Annotated in this window: 16 protein-coding genes; 7 read left to right on the forward strand and 9 right to left on the reverse strand. The window is 71.7% G+C overall.

Annotation, left to right across the window (positions count from 1 at the left end):
* The first annotated feature begins 56 nt into the window (after window positions 1-56).
* Complete coding sequence (locus tag IE242_RS28670; RefSeq protein ID WP_189864646.1) at window positions 57-1352, forward strand: MFS transporter; 1296 nt, start codon at window positions 57-59, stop codon at window positions 1350-1352.
* 42 nt (window positions 1353-1394) lie between these two features.
* Here the strand turns inward: IE242_RS28670 and IE242_RS28675 are convergent, their stop codons facing one another.
* The 6 genes from IE242_RS28675 to IE242_RS28700 all read right to left on the reverse strand — a co-directional run bounded on the left by IE242_RS28675 (window position 1395) and on the right by IE242_RS28700 (window position 10002).
* Window positions 1395-2495: a calcium:cation antiporter gene (locus tag IE242_RS28675; RefSeq protein ID WP_189864327.1), complete on the reverse strand. Its 1101-nt coding sequence runs from the start codon at window positions 2493-2495 to the stop codon at window positions 1395-1397.
* Window positions 2496-2669: 174 nt separating this feature from the next.
* Window positions 2670-3665: a TerC/Alx family metal homeostasis membrane protein gene (locus IE242_RS28680; RefSeq protein WP_189864329.1), complete on the reverse strand. Its 996-nt coding sequence runs from the start codon at window positions 3663-3665 to the stop codon at window positions 2670-2672.
* A gap of 297 nt (window positions 3666-3962) precedes the next feature.
* Window positions 3963-6140: a TerD family protein gene (locus tag IE242_RS28685; protein ID WP_189864331.1), complete on the reverse strand. Its 2178-nt coding sequence runs from the start codon at window positions 6138-6140 to the stop codon at window positions 3963-3965.
* Between the two features lie 56 nt (window positions 6141-6196).
* Window positions 6197-6775: a TerD family protein gene (locus IE242_RS28690; RefSeq protein ID WP_189864333.1), complete on the reverse strand. Its 579-nt coding sequence runs from the start codon at window positions 6773-6775 to the stop codon at window positions 6197-6199.
* Window positions 6776-6944: 169 nt separating this feature from the next.
* Window positions 6945-9086, reverse strand: a complete 2142-nt coding sequence (uvrB, locus tag IE242_RS28695) for an excinuclease ABC subunit UvrB (RefSeq protein WP_189864335.1) — start codon at window positions 9084-9086, stop codon at window positions 6945-6947.
* Window positions 9087-9126: 40 nt separating this feature from the next.
* Entirely contained in the window at window positions 9127-10002 is an 876-nt protein-coding gene (locus tag IE242_RS28700) for an MHYT domain-containing protein (protein WP_189864337.1), read from the reverse strand.
* Between the two features lie 280 nt (window positions 10003-10282).
* On the opposite strand from IE242_RS28700, the gene IE242_RS28705 reads away from it, so the two are divergent.
* The 4 genes from IE242_RS28705 to IE242_RS28720 all read left to right on the forward strand — a co-directional run bounded on the left by IE242_RS28705 (window position 10283) and on the right by IE242_RS28720 (window position 13870).
* Complete coding sequence (locus IE242_RS28705) at window positions 10283-11161, forward strand: glycerophosphodiester phosphodiesterase (RefSeq protein WP_189864338.1); 879 nt, start codon at window positions 10283-10285, stop codon at window positions 11159-11161.
* A 123-nt stretch (window positions 11162-11284) separates the two neighbouring features.
* On the forward strand, window positions 11285-11839 hold the full coding sequence (locus tag IE242_RS28710) for a methylated-DNA--[protein]-cysteine S-methyltransferase (protein ID WP_189864340.1): 555 nt from the start codon (window positions 11285-11287) through the stop codon (window positions 11837-11839).
* 115 nt (window positions 11840-11954) lie between these two features.
* Complete coding sequence (locus tag IE242_RS28715; protein ID WP_189864342.1) at window positions 11955-12863, forward strand: pseudouridine-5'-phosphate glycosidase; 909 nt, start codon at window positions 11955-11957, stop codon at window positions 12861-12863.
* A gap of 80 nt (window positions 12864-12943) precedes the next feature.
* Window positions 12944-13870: a carbohydrate kinase family protein gene (locus IE242_RS28720; protein WP_229859592.1), complete on the forward strand. Its 927-nt coding sequence runs from the start codon at window positions 12944-12946 to the stop codon at window positions 13868-13870.
* Here IE242_RS28720 and IE242_RS28725 read toward each other — a convergent pair.
* Both IE242_RS28725 and IE242_RS28730 read right to left on the reverse strand, forming a co-directional pair.
* Window positions 13867-14727: a methyltransferase domain-containing protein gene (locus tag IE242_RS28725; protein ID WP_373299605.1), complete on the reverse strand. Its 861-nt coding sequence runs from the start codon at window positions 14725-14727 to the stop codon at window positions 13867-13869. The two genes, IE242_RS28720 and IE242_RS28725, sit on opposite strands and share 4 nt — an antisense overlap.
* Before the next feature lie 75 nt (window positions 14728-14802).
* Window positions 14803-15531 (reverse strand): nucleoside/nucleotide kinase family protein, encoded by a 729-nt coding sequence (locus tag IE242_RS28730; RefSeq protein ID WP_189864346.1) that lies wholly within the window; start codon window positions 15529-15531, stop codon window positions 14803-14805.
* A 48-nt stretch (window positions 15532-15579) separates the two neighbouring features.
* Here IE242_RS28730 and IE242_RS28735 point away from each other — a divergent pair, with 48 nt between their 5' ends.
* Both IE242_RS28735 and IE242_RS28740 read left to right on the forward strand, forming a co-directional pair.
* Window positions 15580-16278 carry a DUF2293 domain-containing protein gene (locus tag IE242_RS28735; protein WP_189864348.1) on the forward strand — a complete coding sequence of 233 codons (699 nt, stop codon included), beginning with the start codon at window positions 15580-15582 and terminating at the stop codon, window positions 16276-16278.
* Between the two features lie 114 nt (window positions 16279-16392).
* Complete coding sequence (locus tag IE242_RS28740) at window positions 16393-16872, forward strand: anthrone oxygenase family protein (RefSeq protein ID WP_189864350.1); 480 nt, start codon at window positions 16393-16395, stop codon at window positions 16870-16872.
* 170 nt (window positions 16873-17042) lie between these two features.
* On the opposite strand, the gene IE242_RS28745 is transcribed toward IE242_RS28740, so the two are convergent.
* Window positions 17043-17846 carry an SAM-dependent methyltransferase gene (locus IE242_RS28745; protein WP_189864352.1) on the reverse strand — a complete coding sequence of 268 codons (804 nt, stop codon included), beginning with the start codon at window positions 17844-17846 and terminating at the stop codon, window positions 17043-17045.
* Window positions 17847-17945 lie beyond the last annotated feature (99 nt).

Raw genomic sequence — 17945 nt, forward strand, 5'->3', positions numbered from 1 at the left:
CGCTGGGTAGTTGACGCAGCATGCATCCAGCACGCTCCGTGACTTCGCCCCCTTCCATGCTGCGGCTCGCGGGCGCCTCGCTCGCCGGAACCGCCATCGAGTTCTACGACTTCTTCGTGTACGGCACCGCTGCCGCGCTGGTCCTCGGGCCATTGTTCTTCCCCACGTTCTCGCCGGTGGCGGGCACGCTCGCCGCCTTCGGGACGTTCGGCGTCGGGTTCGTGGCCCGTCCCCTGGGCTCGGTGCTCTTCGGGCACATCGGGGACCGGCACGGGCGGCGGCCCGTCCTCGTCGCCTCCCTGCTCCTCACCGGCGGGGCGACGGTCGCCGTCGGCTGCGTACCGACGTACGACGCGATCGGGCTGACCGCTCCCGCGCTCCTCCTCCTGCTGCGGTTCCTGCAGGGGCTGGGGCTCGGCGGGGAGTGGGGCGGTGCCGTCCTGCTGACGGCGGAGCACGCGCCGGCCGAGCGGCGCGGGCTGTGGTCGAGCTTTCCGCAGATCGGCCCCGCCGTGGGGTTCCTGCTGGCCAACGGGGTGATGCTGGCCCTGTCGGCGACGCTGTCGGACGCGCAGTTCGCGTCCTGGGGGTGGCGGGTGCCCTTCTGGGCGGCGGGCGTGCTGGCCGTGGCGGGTCTGTGGCTGCGCTCCTCGCTCGCCGAGAGCCCGGCGTTCCTGGACATCGACGTCCCCGCGCGCCTGCCGCTCGCCGAGGTGCTGCGCGGCCACTGGCGGCTGGTGCTGCTGACGGCCGGGGCGCTGTCGGCCGGTTACGCCGTCTTCTACACGGTGACGACGTGGTCCCTCTCCTACGCGACCGAACGCCTCGGCGTGGACCGTACCGTCATGCTGATGTGCATCATGGCCGCCGTGGTGGTGAAGGGGGCGCTGACGCCGCTGGTGGCGGTGCTGGGCGACCGGTTCGGCCGGCGGCCGCTGTGCCTGATCGGCAGCGCGGCCTGTGTGGTGTGGATGTTCCCGCTGATCGGCCTGCTGGCAACCGGAGAGCCTGCGCTGATGTTCCTCGGCTTCCTGGTGGCGATGCTCGCGTTCATCACCATGTTCGCCGTGATCGCCGCGTATCTGCCGGAGCTGTACGAGCCCCGGGTGCGCTGCACGGGTGCGGCCGTGGGCTACAACCTGGGCGGGGTCCTCGGCGGGGCGCTGACGCCGGTCGTGGCGACGGCCGTGGCGCAGGGCGAACGGGTTCCGTGGGGCGTGGCCGCCTATCTGACGGGCGTCGCACTGCTCAGCCTGGGGTGCTTCGCGCTGCTGCCGGAGACACGGCCGGTGCGGATGGCGGCGGCGACGAAGGGGCGGGCGGAGGGAGAGACGGAGGCCACGGTGGGGTGAGGGGTGATGAAGACGGGGTGCGGTGGCGGGGAGGCGGGCCGCTCAGGGGTTGGCCGCCAGTTCCAGGAACACCGCGAGCAGCACCAGGTGCACCCCGCCCTGGAGCGGTGTCGCACGTCCCGGCACCACGGTGAGGGAGCTCACCACGATGGTCAGTGCGAGCAGCACCATATGGGTGGCCCCGAGGCCGAGGACGAGCGGTCCGGAGAGCCAGACCGACGCCAGGGCGACCGCGGGGATGGTCAGGCCGATGCTGGCCATCGCGGAGCCGAGGCCGAGGTTCAGACTGGTCTGCACCCGGTCGCGGCGGGCCGCGCGCAGCGCGGCGATGGTCTCGGGGAGCAGCACGAGCAGGGCGATCACCACACCGACGACGGCGTGCGGCAGCCCGGCCGCCGAGACACCCGACTCGATGGTCGGCGAGACGCCCTTGGCGAGGCCGACCACACCCACGAGGGCGAGCCCGAGCAGAACGAGGCTGATCATGGCGGTGCGGGTGGTCGGCGCCTCGGCCTGCTGATCCTCGGTGACCACCCTGCCGTGCCGGGTGATCGGCAGGAAGTACTCACGGTGGCGCACGGTCTGGGTCGCCACGAAGAGTCCGTACAGGATCAGCGAGGTCACCGCGGCGAACGTGAGCTGGACCGTGGAGAACTCGGGGCCCGGCGCGCTGGTGGTGAAGCTGGGCAGGACCAGGCTGAGCGTGGCGAGGGTGGCGACCGTCGCGAGAGCGGCGCCGGTGCCTTCCGGGTTGAACACCGCGACCCCGTGGCGGAGTGAGGCCACCAGGAGGCTCAGGCCCACGATGCCATTACAGGTGATCATGACCGCGGCGAAGACGGTGTCGCGGGCGAGGCTGGCGCTCTTGTCCCCACCGTCGATCATCAGGGTGACGATCAGCGCCACCTCGATGACCGTGACGGCGACGGCGAGGACCAGGGAGCCGAAGGGTTCCCCGACGCGGTGCGCGACCACCTCGGCGTGGTGGACGGCGGCCAGTACGGACCCGGCGAGCACCAGCGTCACCACGATCACCAGCAGCCCGGGCAGGTCGCGGCCCCACGTGAGGATCAGCAGGACGACCGCGATCATCGGAGCGACCGCCGTCCACTGCAGCAGGAGCGGTCCGGGGCGAACGACCATGCTGGGATCGTCGCAGAGGTGAGGGAGCTCCGCATTCCGGCCGTACGGGCGGTCCGCCGTGCCGGTGCGCACGAGCACGCCCCGCACGAGCGCCGCACGAACGAGCACCGGGAGCGGTGATCGGCGAGGTGCCGTTCACCGCTCCCGGTGTGGGGATGGGGCGAGCCGGAGGCGTCAGGCCTCGACGCTGTCCTTGTCGGCGGCGTCGGTCTTCCGCTGCTCGGCCTCCGCCTGCTTCTTGGAGGCGATCAGGCTGGTGATCGTCGTGATGATCAGGACCGAGCAGATCACGCCGAGCGAGACCGGAATGGAGATCTCGGGGACGTGGACGCCGGACTCGTGCAGCGCGTGCAGCACCAGCTTGACGCCGATGAAGCCGAGGATGACCGACAGGCCGTACGACAGGTGCACCAGCTTCTTCAGCAGACCGCCGATGAGGAAGTACAGCTGACGCAGACCCATCAAGGCGAACGCGTTGGCCGTGAAGACGATGTACGGGTCCTGGGTGAGGCCGAAGATCGCCGGGATGGAGTCGAGCGCGAAGAGGATGTCGGTGGTGCCGATCGCGAGCATCACGATCAGCATCGGCGTCATGACGCGCTTGCCGTTCTGCTCGATCCACAGCTTGGTGCCGTGGTAGCGGTCGGCCACACCGAAGCGGCGCTCGGCGGCCTTGAGGAGCTTGTTCTCCTCCCACTCCTCGTCTTCCTCGTCGGCGCGGGCCTCCTTGATGAGCTTCCAGGCGGTGTAGATGAGGAAGGCGCCGAAGATGTAGAAGACCCAGGAGAAGCTGGTGATGATCGCGGCGCCCGCGGCGATGAATATCGCGCGGAGCACGAGGGCCACCAGTACACCGACGAGCAGCACACGCTGCTGGTACTGCGAGGGCACCGCGAACTTCGCCATGATCAGGACGAAGACGAAGAGGTTGTCGACGCTCAGCGACTTCTCGGTGATGTAACCGGCGAAGAACTCTCCGGAGGCCTGGCCGTCACCGAAGACGAGCAGACCGAGCCCGAAGAGCGCGGCGAGGACGATCCAGACGATCGTCCAGATACCGGCTTCCTTGATGGACACGTCATGGGGCTTGCGGCCGATGAAGAAGTCGGCCGCGATGAGGGCTACGAGGCCCCCGATGGTCAGGACCCACAGGGTCGTGGAAACTTCCACTGCGCCTCCGGCAGTACGTAACGGCAGATGTCAGCGTCGTCGCTGCCGGAGGTCTCTTCCACCCGGGGCACCGATGACGCGGACGCGCCTGGAACCGCCGGGCCGACGCCCCGGGATCCGACCCGGTCGATCGGGTCCGATCCGTACTGACGGGCACGCCGCAACAGGTAGGGAGTACTCCCCTCCGTGAGAACGAGAGTACCCGAATCACCAAGGAACGGTAAAGCGATTAGTAAAATAAAAGCCAAGTGAACTGGTCAACGCCCTGGGCCGGGCCGGGCGGGCGACCCGTACGGCCTAGCGGTCCCGGATCCGGCGGGCCGCGGCGACCCGGGTGAGGACATGCCGCAGGACCTGACTGCCGGACGGCACGAGCGCGGGCTCGTACGTCCAGGCGTGCCCCACCCACGGGTCGGCGAGGTGGTCGTCCGGCACGGGGGTGAGGCGCAGCAGCGCACGCCACAGCGGGTCGAGCAGCGGACCGTACCCGACGGCGTCCTCGCGGTCGGCGACCAGCATCAGATGGACGCCCACGGCCGGGCCCTCGTCGGCGAGGTAGCGCAGCCGGGTCACGGCCCGGTCGTCGAAGCCGTGCGGGAAGTCGTTGACGATCAGCAGGTGCCCGGAGGTGTCGAAACCCGGCGGCAGGGCGTCCGGCGCACCGCCGCGCACCGCCATCTGCACGAGGTCGACGCGCTGGGTGAGCCGGCCCAGTACGTCGGCCGCGCCCGCGGCGCCCGTGGCGGGCGGACCGGCGAGGAGCCCGCTGTGCAGGAGCGGCGCGAACGCGGACGTCCCGCTGCCCGCCGGATCGAGGACGTGCACGGTGAACTCGCCCGGCGGGTGGACGGCCAGGAGGCGGGCGGCCAGCGCGGTGGCCGTGTCCAGGGCGAGACGGCGCAGCTCGCCGGTGTCGGCGGGTGCGGCGCCCGCGGATCCGGTGCGTCCGCTGTCGACCCACAGGCCGCGCTCCAGCGGCAGCCGGACCAGCAGGGGAATCCGCAGGCCGGTGCTCTCGGGCAGGTGGAGGTCGCCCAGGCGGAGGGCCATCGGATGTTCCGTCGGCACTTGGTAGCCCTGCCAGACGGGGTTGTCCCAGCGGGCGTACGCCGGGGGCAGCGCGGGCTCGACCACGTCGGCCTCGGCCCTGAGCTGGGCGAGGTCCCGGTCCAGGGCCTCGCGGGCCTGGTCGACGAGCCGGCTGTGCCGGGCGCGGGCCTCCTCGCGCGCGGCGTCGGCCCGGCCGCCGGTGCGCTCGCGCGGGTCGGAGAGGACCTTGTCGAGTTCCCGCTCCCTGCGGGAGTCGGCGAAGTCGACCGCGCTGCGGTACGCGGCCGTGGTGCGGGCGAGGTCCTCGAACATGCCCCGGACCTGGTTGTAGAGCCGCTCGTCCAGAGACCAGCCGGTCGCGTCCCCGGCGACGGGCCGCGTCGGCTGCCCCGGCCCGGCCGGAGGCACGACGCGCTGGGCGGGTCGGGTGGGCGGAGACGGCGGAGGGGGCGCGGTACGCCGGTGCGGGTGGGTGTAGTCGACGGGGCCATCGGTGGCGGACGCGGGCGGTGCGACTGCGTGTGCGTCCGAGGGCGGTGCGACGGCGTACGGGGCGGTGGGCGCGGGCCCGGGGTGGGGTGCCGTGCGGTCGCCCGGCGTGCTGTCGTGCGGGCCGGCCGCGCCGTCGAGCGGGCCGGGGACGTCGGCGTAGGGCGGAGTAGCGGCGTCCTGCGCGCCGGACGCCACGGAAGGCACCCCTCCGCTGCTCCTGGGATCCGGAGTGCCGTACGGGCTCTGTGGTGCGTCGGCCGCGCCGGTCCTGGTGGCGCCCGGGGGCTCGTCCGCATGACCAGCGGGTGCGGTGCCCTGCGGGATGCGGCCGGTACCGGGGGTGCCGGGCGGGTGGGGCGGCGGGGCGGCCACGGCGTCGGCCGGGCCCTGTGCCGTCGCCTCGTCGATGGTGTTCGCCAGCTGCCGTGCCTCGGGCAGGCCCAGATCGGCGAGGAGGTCGGCGAGGCCGCCCGCGTAGCCCTGGCCTACCGCACGGACCTTCCAGGCGCCCTGTCTGCGGTAGAACTCCAGGGCGACGACGGCCGACTCGGTGTCCAGACCGGTGATCGTGTACCTGGCGACCTCGGTGCCGTCGGGGCCGGTGACGGCGACGAGCGGCGCGGCGACCGCCCCGAACCGTACCGGTCCCCCGGCACCCGACGGCAGCGCGAGCAGCACGCTCACCCGGTGCACGGCCCCCGGCAGGGCGGCCAGGTCCACGGCGATGCGGTGGTCGGCCGCCGCCTGCCCGGACACCTCGATGCCGGGCAGGGCGGGCGCGCCCGGACGGGCCACCCGTTCCCCGCCGGTCACCGTGCCGTGCTCGTCGCCGAGCGTGGCTCCCGCCACGACCGGCCCGTCGGCCCGGACGCGTACCTCGAGTCGGACCTCGGGGAGCGGGAGGTTCTGCCCCCGGACCAGTTCGGCCGTCATCGCCCTCGTCCCCCTGGTGTCGCGTCGTGCGCCGTGCCTGTTTCAGGGACGCGGCTTCACAGGACCGGCTCGATCGCCGGCATCAGGTCCTGGAAGGTACGGCCGTCGGCCGGTACACCGAGGGCGGTCATCTGCCAGCCGGTGCCCGCGCGGTGCACCTTGGCCATGATCTGGGCGGTGTACGCGCCGCCGCCCGCCAGCGTGTAGCGGGCGAGCTCCTGGCCGTTGGTCTCGTCGACCAGGCGGCAGAACGCGTTCTGCACCTCCTGGAAGGTCTGGCCGGTGAAGGAGTTCACGGTGAAGACGATCTGGTCGATGTGCACCGGCACGCGCTGGAGGTCGACGAGGACTGCCTCGTCGTCGCCGCCCTGGCCGACGCCGCCGACGAGATTGTCACCGGTGTGGCGGACGGAGCCGTCGTCGCTGACGAGGTGGCGGAAGAAGACGACGTCGACGGGCTGCCTGTCCGCGAACAGCACGGCGGAGGCATCGAGGTCGATCTCCCGGGTGCGGGTGCCGAAGAGCCCGCGCCGGGGAGCGGCCTGCCAGCCGAGCCCCATGCGCACCGCGGTCAGCGTGCCCCCGTCTTTCTTCTGCAGGTCGATGGCCTGCCCCTTGGTCATGTTGACCGTCACGCCGTTCCCCTCTCGAGCCGTCCCCCGGTGCCGCGGGACCTGCGGATGACCAGCACCCTACGGTTCGCCACGGACAGTGCCGAAGTCTGGATCGCACTTTGTGTCGGTCTTGCAACACACCGCACCCGCCCCGCCGGGACGGGCTGTGTCCCGGCGGGGCGGGGAACCGTCAGGCCAGGCCCGCCTCCTTCATCTGCCGCAGTTCCTTCTTCATCTCGGAGACCTCGTCGCGCAGCCGGGCGGCGATCTCGAACTGGAGGTCCGCGGCGGCCGCGCGCATGCGCTCGGTCATCTGCTCGATCTGCTCGGCGAGTGCGGCGGCCGGGCGATCGGTCGGCACCGTCTGTGCGGCCTTGGCCTTGCCCTGGGCGGCCTTGGTCCCCTTGTCCGCCTTGCCCAGGGAGGGCACGGGGGCCTTGGCTCCCTTGCCGTCCTTCAGATGGCGGTAGCCCGTACCGAGCAGCTGTTCCGTGTCGACGTCCTCGCGAGCGATCTGCGCCACGATGTCGTTGATCTTCTTGCGGAGCGGCTGGGGGTCGATGCCGTGCGCCTTGTTGTACGCGACCTGCTTCTCCCGGCGGCGGTTGGTCTCGTCGATGGCCTTCTCCATCGCCGGGGTGATCTTGTCGGCGTACATGTGGACCTGGCCGGAGACGTTGCGCGCCGCGCGGCCGATGGTCTGGATGAGGGAGGTCCCGGAACGCAGGAAGCCTTCCTTGTCGGCGTCGAGGATCGCCACCAGGGAGACCTCGGGCAGGTCGAGGCCCTCCCTGAGGAGGTTGATGCCGACCAGGACGTCGTACTCGCCGGCGCGCAGTTCGCGCAGCAGCTCGACGCGGCGCAGGGTGTCGACGTCGCTGTGCAGATAGCGGACCTGGATGCCGAGCTCGACGAAGTAGTCGGTGAGGTCCTCGGCCATCTTCTTGGTGAGCGTGGTCACGAGGACGCGCTCGTCCTTCTCGGTGCGCGTGCGGATCTCGTGCACCAGGTCGTCGATCTGGCCCTCGGTGGGCTTGACCACGACCTCGGGGTCGACCAGGCCGGTGGGGCGGATGATCTGCTCGACGGGGTCGTCCGCGCGCGAGAGCTCGTACTGGCCCGGGGTCGCCGACAGGTAGACCGTCTGGCCGATGCGCTCCGTGAACTCCTCCCACTTCAGTGGACGGTTGTCCAGGGCCGAGGGCAGCCGGAAGCCGTGGTCCACGAGGGTGCGCTTGCGGGAGGCGTCGCCCTCGTACATCGCGCCGATCTGGGGCACGGTGACATGCGACTCGTCGATGACGAGGAGGAAGTCCTCCGGGAAGTAGTCGAGCAGCGTGTTCGGCGGGGAGCCGGGGACGCGGCCGTCGAAGTGCATCGAGTAGTTCTCCACGCCCGAGCAGGTGCCGATCTCACGGAGCATCTCGATGTCGTACGTGGTGCGCATGCGCAGCCGCTGGGCCTCCAGCAGCTTGCCCTGCCTCTCCAGGTCGGTGAGGCGCTCGGCGAGCTCCTTCTCGATGTCGGTGACGGCGCGCTCCAGGCGCTCGGGGCCCGCCACGTAGTGGGACGCCGGGAAGACGTACAGCTGCTGGTCGTCGCTGATGACCTCGCCGGTGAGCGGGTGCAGCGTGGAGAGGGCCTCGATCTCGTCGCCGAACATCTCGATGCGGACGGCGAGCTCCTCGTACACGGGGAAGATCTCGATGGTGTCGCCGCGGACGCGGAAGGTGCCGCGGGCGAACGCCGTGTCGTTGCGCGTGTACTGGATGTCCACGAAGCGGCGCAGCAGGTCGTCGCGGTCGATCTCCTCGCCGACCTTGAGGGGGACCATCCGGTCCACGTACTCCTGCGGTGTACCGAGACCGTAGATGCAGGAGACCGAGGCGACCACGACGACGTCGCGGCGGGTGAGCAGCGAGTTGGTCGCGGAGTGGCGGAGGCGCTCCACCTCCTCGTTGATCGAGGAGTCCTTCTCGATGTACGTGTCCGACTGCGGGACGTACGCCTCGGGCTGGTAGTAGTCGTAGTACGAGACGAAGTACTCGACGGCGTTGTTGGGCAGGAGCTCGCGGAACTCGTTCGCCAGCTGGGCGGCCAGTGTCTTGTTCGGCGCCATCACCAGGGTGGGGCGCTGGAGCTTCTCGATCATCCACGCGGTGGTGGCGGACTTGCCGGTACCGGTCGCGCCCAGCAGGACGACGTCCTTCTCGCCTGCTTCGATCCGCCGGGCGAGCTCGGCGATGGCCGTGGGCTGGTCGCCGCTCGGCTGGTAGGGGCTGACGACCTCGAAGGGCGCCCCCGTGCGTTCGATCTTTGATACGGGCCGCATGGCATCAACCGTACGGCCCCGCACTGACAACGGGCCCTGATCAGCGATTCTGCGGGGTGCGGGAACCCGGGCGCCGGTGGTCGTGATGGTCCCGGCGGGGCCGGAACTCCTCGCGTCCGCCCAGGTGGGAGGCGGTGGCGTGGGCCGGAATGCCGGGGAGCCGCTCCTCGGGGAGCCGGTCGGGCCGGCCCATGACCATCCGCGGGTCGATCACCACGACGACGCCGGCGAGGCAGAGGAGGACGAGCGGACCGATCAGCATCGGCGCGAGCAGGCCGGCGGCCGGCTCGCCGGCCGGGATGCCGTCGGCGTCGTGGAGATGGACGGTGAGGGCGGCCATGCCCGTGTAGTGCATGCCGGTGACGGCGAGACCCATGACGAGGCTCGCGCCGACGCTCCACAGGAAGCCGCGGACCTGTGCGGCCGCCCAGAGGGCGGCGGTGGCGGCCACGACGGCGATGACGACCGAGGCGCCGACGGTGAGGGTGTTGTACTCCAGCTTCCCGTTGAGGCGCATCCCGGCCATGCCCAGGTAGTGCATCGAGGCCACGCCCAGCCCGGTGAGGGTGCCCCCGGTGAACAGGGCCGTTCCGGTGGCGCCCCGGTGGCCGACGATGAAGATGCCGACCCCGACCATGACGATCGCGAGGGCGAGACTCGCGAAAGTCATCGTTTTGTCGTAGTGGACCGGGGCCTCCCGGACGTGGAAACCCATCATCGCGACGAAGTGCATCGTCCAGATGCCGGAGCCGATCGCCGCGGAGCCGAGGGCGAGCCAGCCGATCCGCCAGGACCGGGTCACGAGCATCGATCTCGTGGTGCAGCGCAGACCGAGCGCGCCCCCGAGGCAGGCCATGAGATAGGCCACCACCGGTGTGACGAGTCCGTAACTGAAGCCGTCGACCGTGCCCTGCATCCGCGGCTGCCCTTCCCGCCCTGTCGCGTGCCTGATTGCCGTGAAACCGCTCCCGCCCCGGACCGCGGCAACGGTCATGGCCGAGTGCAGAGAGTATGACCCTCACTGGAATGGTCGAACGACATTCCGGCAAAGAAACACGGAGCTGCCCCACTTGTGCGGTGCCCGTGAGCGCACTTGGGTAACACCATTCAATTCATGGCCATCCTGCACCCCCTGTCCGTTGACGGACTGCTGTCAGGCTTGAGCTGTTCGTCATCGTCCGATGCGAGGAGTACGCATGCACATGCGTTCGGTTGTCGCCATGGCCTCCGCACTCGTGGGAGCGGCCGCCACCCTCCTGGTCCCTGCTCCCACCGCTCAGGCGGCCGCTGGCAGCGACCGCCCGACCGTCGTGGCGCACCGCGGGGCCTCCGCCTACGCGCCCGAGAACACTCTGGCCGCCGTCGACAAGGCCGCCGACCTGGGCATCCGCTGGGTCGAGAACGACGTCCAGCGCACGAAGGACGGCGAGCTCGTGGTCATCCACGACGCGACCCTGGCGCGGACGACGAACGCCGAGCAGCTCTACCCGGACCGGGCCCCGTGGAACGTGAAGGACTTCACGGCCAGGGAGATCAGGCGCCTGGACGCCGGCAGCTGGTTCAGCCCCCGTTACGCGGGCGCGCGCGTGCCGACGCTGGAGCAGTACATGGCACGCGTGTCGCGCAACCACCAGAAGCTCGTCCTGGAGATCAAGAACCCCGCCCTCTACCCGGGCATAGAGCAGCAGACCCTCAAGGTCCTGGCCAACGAGGGCTGGCTCAGCCGGCAGCACCTGCGGTCCAGGCTGGTCGTGCAGAGCTTCAGCGCGGACAGCGTCCGCACGGTCCACGAGCTGCGTCCGGGCGTCCGCACCGGCTTCCTGGGCACCCCGGACGTCGCCGACCTGCCCGAGTACGCGACGTTCGCCGACCAGATCAACTCGACGTACACGAAGATCTCCACGGCATACGTCGCCGCGATCCACGCGCACCGAGGGCCCCACGGCAGGCCGCTGGAGATCCTCACCTGGACGGTGAACGACGCGGACACCGCGCGCCGCGTCGCCGGTTACGGCGTGGACGGCATCATCACGAACACGCCCGACGTCGTCCGCGAGGCGACGGGCGGCTCCTGACGCGCCTCAGTTCCTTCCCCTTCCCCTTCCCCTTCCGCCTCACCAGTCTCCCCAGCACCGTCTACGGTCCGTCCGGCGTGCGTGCCACCGGCGTTGTCAGTGGCGCGCCGTACGGTGAGTCGCATGAACAGCCATGGGCAGGACGAGCGGCGGGTCGTGTGGGCCGTCGTCGGCACGGACATCGGTCCGCTGCTGCTGGCCGCGACGCACGACGGCCTGGTGAACGTGGTGTTCCACGCCACGGACGAGATCCGCGGCAAGGCGCTGGACCGGCTCGCCGGCCGGTTCGGCGCCGAGCCCGTCGAGGATCCCCGGTCCCCCTTGCTGAAGGAGGCGATACGCCAGGTCGAGGCGTACTTCGCGGGCGGGCGCCGGGACTTCGAGCTGCCGTTGGACTGGTCGCTGAGCTCCGGCTTCAACCGCCAGGTGCTGCGCGAGCTGGCGTCCGGCGTCCCGTACGGCTCGGTCGTGGGCTACGGCGATCTGGCCCGTCGCGTCGGACAGCCGGGCGCGGCCCAGGCGGTGGGCATCGCCATGGGGTCCAACCCGCTGCCGGTCGTGGTGCCGTGCCACCGGGTCGTCGAGAGCGACGGCGGCATAGGGGGGTTCGGGGGCGGTCTGGAGACCAAGCGGAAGCTGCTGGCCTTGGAGGGAGTGCTTCCGGAACCGTTGTTCTGAGTTTCCCGCCGCCGCGGACCGAAAGGGGTTTGACCGGACGCGCCGCCCGCCAGGGATGAAGGAGAACCACGAGACAGGCACAGGGCACAGTCGTCAGGGGACAGGAGGCAGGCGCGTGGTGCTGATGGTGGCCGAAGAGGTGCGGGAGGCGCTCCGCGCCCGGCGTCCTGTGGTGGCTCTGGAGTCCACGATCATCGCGCACGGGCTGCCCCGCCCGCGCAACCTGGCGGTGGCACGGGAGCTGGAGGAGGCCGTACGGCGGGAGGGCGCCGTACCGGCGACGATCGCCGTGCTCGACGGGCGGCCCCGCGTCGGCCTGGACAAGACGCAGCTGGAGCGGATCGCGAACGAGGACGGGATCCGCAAGCTGGGCCACCGGGACCTCCCGCTCGCGGTGGCCTCGGGGGCGAGCGGCGCGACGACCGTGTCGGCGACCGCGCTACTGGCGGCGCTCGCGGGCATACGGGTGTTCGCGACGGGCGGGCTCGGCGGTGTGCACCGGGAGTGGACGGCGACGCAGGACGAGTCCGCCGACCTGGGGCTGCTGGCGCGTACCCGGATCACGGTGGTGTGCGCGGGCGTGAAGTCGATCCTGGACGTGCCGGCGACGCTGCAGCGTCTGGAGACGCTGGGCGTCGCGGTCGCCGGGTACGGCACGGAGCGCTTCCCCGGCTTCTATCTGTCCGACTCGGGGCATCCGGTGGACTGGACCCTGCGTTCCCCCGAGGAGGTCGCCGGTGTCATGCGCGCCCAGGACGCGCTCCGCGGACCGGAATCGGCGCTGATCGTCGCCAACCCCGTGCCCGAGGAGGAGCAGCTCGATCCCGCGCTCCACGCGCGCGTGCTCGCCGGCGCGCTGCGTGCCTGCGCGGAGGAGGGGATCACCGGGCAGGCGGTCACCCCGTTCCTGCTGGACCACCTGGTGCGGCACACCGACGGCGCGTCACTGAGCGCGAACCTGGCGGCGGTGCGCGGCAATGCGCGGCTGGCGGGACGGATCGCGGCGGCCTGGGCCGAGGGATGAACGCGCCCGGCGGGGGTCGGGGCCGAGAGGTGAACGCGCGGGGAGGGTCCCTGAGCCGGGAGGTGCGGCGGGAGCGGGCGGTGCCGCCTCGGCCGGGCGTGCCCGGGGGCGGCCTGCTGGTCGTCGGGGACGTCGTGACGGATGTCGTGGCCCGGCACCGGGGGCCGCTCGCCGCGGGCACCGACACGGCCGCCGCCGTCCGTACGCTGCCGGGTGGTGCGGGCGCCAACGTGGCGTGCTGGGCGGCGTACCGCGGCTGTGCGGACATACGGCTGCTCGGGCGGGTCGGCGCGGACTCGGCGGCGTGGCACGAGCGGGAGCTGACGGCCGCGGGGGTGCGGCCCCGTCTGGTGATCGACCCGAAGGCGCCGACGGCGACGGTGATCTGCCTGGTGGACACGGCCGCCTCGGCCGAGCGCACGTTCCTCACCGACAGCGGGGCATCGCTGCGGCTCGGCCCGGGTGACTGGTCGGACGCGCTGCTCGACGGCGTGCGACGGCTGCACCTGTCGGGCTATCTGTTCTTCTCCGGGTCCGGGCGGGCGCTTGTGGCGGTGGCTGTGGCAGCGGCACGCGCGCGTGGGGTGCCGGTCAGCGTGGATCCGGCGTCGGCGGGATTCCTCGCGCTGCTGGGCGTGGACCGTTTCCTGGAGCTCGTCGAGGGCGTCGACGTACTGCTGCCGAACCGCGCCGAGGCGTGTCTGCTGACCGGGCTGCCCGACCCGGTGGACGCGGCGGCCAAACTGAGCCGCCACGTTCCCCTGGTGGTCACCAAGCAGGGCGCCGACGGAGCGCTGGTCGCCCACTCGGGCGCCGTACGGTCGCGTGTCCCCGCCGCTCCCGCCGACCCCCTGGACACCACGGGCGCGGGTGACGCCTTCACGGGCGCGTTCCTCGCCGCACTGCTCGCGGGGGCGGAGGCCGAGCAGGCCGCGGCCGAGGGGTGCGGGGCGGGGGCGCTGGCGGTGGGGAGGGTGGGCGGCCGGCCGCCGTCTCCGTCGCTCTAGGCCTTTTTCCCCCACGCCGAGATCATCGGTGCCGGAAGCGGGTCCATGTCGCCGGAGGCGACATTCGCCAGGTGGCGGTCGATGTCCTGGCCGGTGGCGAGGCGCGCGGAGACGAGCTCGTCGCGGACCTGGCGGATCGTCGCCGACTCGAGGGCGGCGCAGGCGGGCGAGGCGACCGGGAAGTACGCCTCGGCCCGCACACCGCGCAGCCCGGCCTCACGGAGGAGGCGCGGGAGCGTGCGGCCGCACGCCAGGTCCGTGCCGCGTTCGGCGAGCAGGGTGCGGAACGCCTGGCGCACCCGGTTCGCCAGCTGCTGCGCGGGCCCGTACTCGTCGGGGCAGGCCAGCGGCTGGAGGGCCGGGTCGGCGTCCTCGACCAGGAGCCGTCCCCCCGGGCGCAGGGCGCTGACCATCGTGCGCACCGCCCGCTGCCGGTCCGGGACGTGGACGAGGGCGAGCCGGGCGTGGACCAGGTCGAAGCCCTCCACCGGCGGATCGTCCGCGCCCACGTCGTGGACGTGCACCTCGACCGGCGGGCGCGCCACCGACGCGATCCACGAGGTGTCGAGGCCGGTCACGAGAACCCTGCCGGTCGGGCCGACCTTCTTGGCCAACCAGGAGATCACGGAGGTGCCGCCCGCGCCGACCTCCCAGCAGCGCCAGCCGTACCCGAGGCCGAAGGTCTCGATGTGCCGGAATGTCGTGGGGTCGAGGAGAGGCGCCAGGGCATCGAGACACGTCCCCGCCTCCGCCCGCATCCCCACCCCCGCTCCCGTCCCCGTTGCGGTTCCCGCTCCCGTTGCCGTTCCTGTCTGAGTCTGCCGGTCGCCGATGAGATGTCCCTGAGTTCGCATCATGAGGCGATCATCCCAGTTGACCGACTTGTACCGATCAAGCGACGCTCCAGCGGTCCGCCGCGAAGGCCCTCGTGTTCACCCGCTCCACGCCGGGTGCCGGGGGTCGTCGGCGCGCACGAGGACGTCCGCCGTGGCGGCCGGGTCGATCTCCGCCTCGTAACGCTCGTAGGCCGGGAGCGTCCAGTGCTCGGCCTCGGGGGTACGGCGGCGCAGGGCGCCCGGGGAGAGGAGGACGTGGACGGTCAGGTCGAAGGGGAACCAGTGCTTGAGCAGGAGCGGCCCGTGCAGCAACAGCAGCCCGCCGGGCGGCAGTTGTGTGTACGGACTGCGGGTGGCGCGGTCGGTGACGGGGTCCCACAGGTCGGGCAGGACGCGACCGGTGCCGCCGGGTTCGAGCGGGCCGAAGACCTCGCGCCACAGGGCGGGGACGTCGAACCAGCCGTCGTAGTACGCCTCCACGTCCTCGTGCCCGTGCTCGAACCGCAGCGACGCGGGCCGCAGGAAGCCCTCGGTGCCGACGACGAGTGAAGGGCGCCCACGCAGGCGCAGCGCCTCGGCCACACGCCGGGCGAGGTCACCGGGACGGGCGGCCGGGGCTCCGTCGAAGGCGATGCACAGCCGGCTGCCGCCGTCGTCGTCGGACCTGCCGTCGGACTTGCTGTCGGACTTGCTGTCGGACTTGCTGTCGGACTTGCTGTCGGACTTGCCGTCGGGCATGCCGTCGGGCTTGAGCTCGAGCAGACGGTCCGCGAGAAGATCGCCGAGCCGTTCCCAGGTGATCGCTTCGAGTCGCACACGGCCCATGATGCCGCCGCGTGATGAACGGCGGATCGGGCCGGGCATGAACCGCGTATGGCAGCCCTCGCGACTCCCCCGCCCCGCCCGTCCGGCTCCGGCCCCCTCGTCGTCCAGGCGCTCAGGAGGAGGAAGAACTGCGCCGAGTGCCGGAGCGGGCCGTTGACGTTGCTGGTGCTGGAGGAGGGTGTGCCGAGGTGCCTCGACTGTGCCGATCTGGGGCACCTGGTGTTCCTGCCGCGGGGTGACACCGCGCTCACGCGCCGATCGCGGGAGGAGAGCGTGCTGTCCGCCGTCGTCGTGCGCTTCAACCGGCGGCAGGGCCGGTACGAGCGGCAGGGCGTCCTCGTCGAGGAGGCGGCGCTCGCCCGGGCCGAGCGGCGCTGCCTGGCGGACGAGGAGGCCAGGCGCCGGCGCCGGACGCGGGACGCCGAGCGGCGGGCGGCGGAGGACGTGCGGTTCACGGACGCGTTCGCGGCCGAGATACGGCGGCTGTTCCCCGGGTGCCCCGCGGGGCGGGCGCGAGCGATCGCCGCGCACGCCTCCCTGCGCGGCAGCGGCCGGGTCGGGCGGAGCGCCGCGGGCCGGGCACTGTCCGAGAGCGCGGTGGTCTCGGCGGTCGTCGCCTCCGTACGGCACCTGGACACGCCGTACGACCAGTTGCTGATGAGCGGGGTGCCGCGGTACGCGGCGCGGCGGCGGATCGCGGAGTCGGTGGAAGAAACGCTACGGGAGTGGCGGCACGTTCAGGCCTGATGTGTGCTGCAGTGACAGGGGAAAACGGCTGACAGAGAACGACGGCCGACAGAGGGCGGCTGTGCTGGAGCCTCGAGTGTTCGGGGATCAAGGGGGCAGGGGGCAGAAGTGAACGTGATCGACGGACCGTACTTCGTGCTGACGGTGCTGGGAGTGGTCGGAACGGGCCTGGTCGCGGGCGTGTTCTGCGGGTTCTCGACGTTCGTCATGAAAGGGCTCGCCGCGCTGCCGCCCGCGCAGGGCGTGGCCGCGATGCAGGCGATCAACGTCGCCGCGGTGACGCCCGCCTTCATGGTGGTGTTCGTGGGGTCGGCGGTGCTGTGCGCCGTGCTGGCGGTGGTCACGTTCGTGCTGTGGCCGGACGAGGGCACGGTGGAACTGCTGCTGGGCAGCGCGCTGTATCTGTTCGGCAGCTTCGGGGTGACGGTCGCCGCCAACGTGCCGCGCAACGAGGCGCTGGCGAAGCTGAAGGCGGGCACGCCGGAGGCCACCGCGTACTGGTCCGCGTACGTCGGCGAGTGGACGACGTGGAACCACGTCCGCACCATCGCGTCGGCCGCCGCGGCGGTCTCGTACCTGCTGGCCATCACCTGAGAGGTACGGTTCCGGACGCGCCGGGCGAGATGTGTCGTAGGGGAGTTCGCCGGGGACGTCCCCGGCGACGTCCCCGGCGGGTACGTCGCCGGGGACGCCACCCGAGGGCGGTCCCCGCCGTCTGACGGGAACCGCCCGCTGACGGTGCGGAACGCGTCAGAGGCCGGGCCTCAGAGCTTGCGCCCCACCGCCGCGTACCCCGGAACGACGTCGTCGTCCTGCCCGGGCACCGGCTCGCCCAGTTCGGGGTGCCAGTCGGTCACCTGCGACACCCCGGGCTCGACGAGTTCGAGGTTCTCGAAGAAACGGGCGACCTCGTCACGGGAGCGCAGGGCGAGGGTGATGCCACCGGCCTTGTACGTCGCGGTCGCCTCCTTCGCCGTCTCGGGCGTGAAGTCCGCCGTCGCGTGGGACAGCACCAGGTGGCTGCCGGCGGGCAGTTCGGACATCAGCCGCTCCACCAGCTCGTGGGCGCCGTCCTCGTCGGTGACGAAGTGCAGCAGCGCGACGAGCGAGAGGGCCACGGGCTCGTTGAAGTCCAGGACCTTGCGGGCCGCCTCCATGATGCTGCCCGGGTCGCGCACGTCGCCCTGGACGTACTCGGTCACACCCTCGGGGGTGCCGCGCAGCAGGGCGGCCGCGTGGGCCAGCACGATGGGGTCGTTGTCGCAGTAGACCACGCGGGCCTCGGGCACGACCCGCTGGGCTATCTGGTGCAGGTTGGGCTCGGTGGGGATGCCCGCGCCGATGTCCAGGAACTGCCGCACCCCGTTCTCCGCGAGCCAGCGCGTGGCCCGGTGCATGAACGCGCGGTTGACGCGCGCCAGCACCTGCACCCGCGGTTCGAGGGCGAGCATCTTGCGGCCCAGTTCCTCGTCGACCGGATAGTTGTCCTTGCCGCCGAGGAACCAGTCGTACGTCCGCGCCGGATGCGGTCTGCTGGTGTCGATGTTCAGGGGGCCCTGCCCGGTCATGAGGAACTCCGTAAGTTCTGCGCGGTGGAACGCGATGGAAGAGGTGCTGTGGAAACCTGTGCGATGGCCGGCGGTCAAGTGGACCAGTGGCGTACTCAG

Origin of the sequence: Streptomyces poonensis, assembly GCF_014650915.1 — a bacterium.
GTDB classification, from domain to species: domain Bacteria; phylum Actinomycetota; class Actinomycetes; order Streptomycetales; family Streptomycetaceae; genus Streptomyces; species Streptomyces poonensis.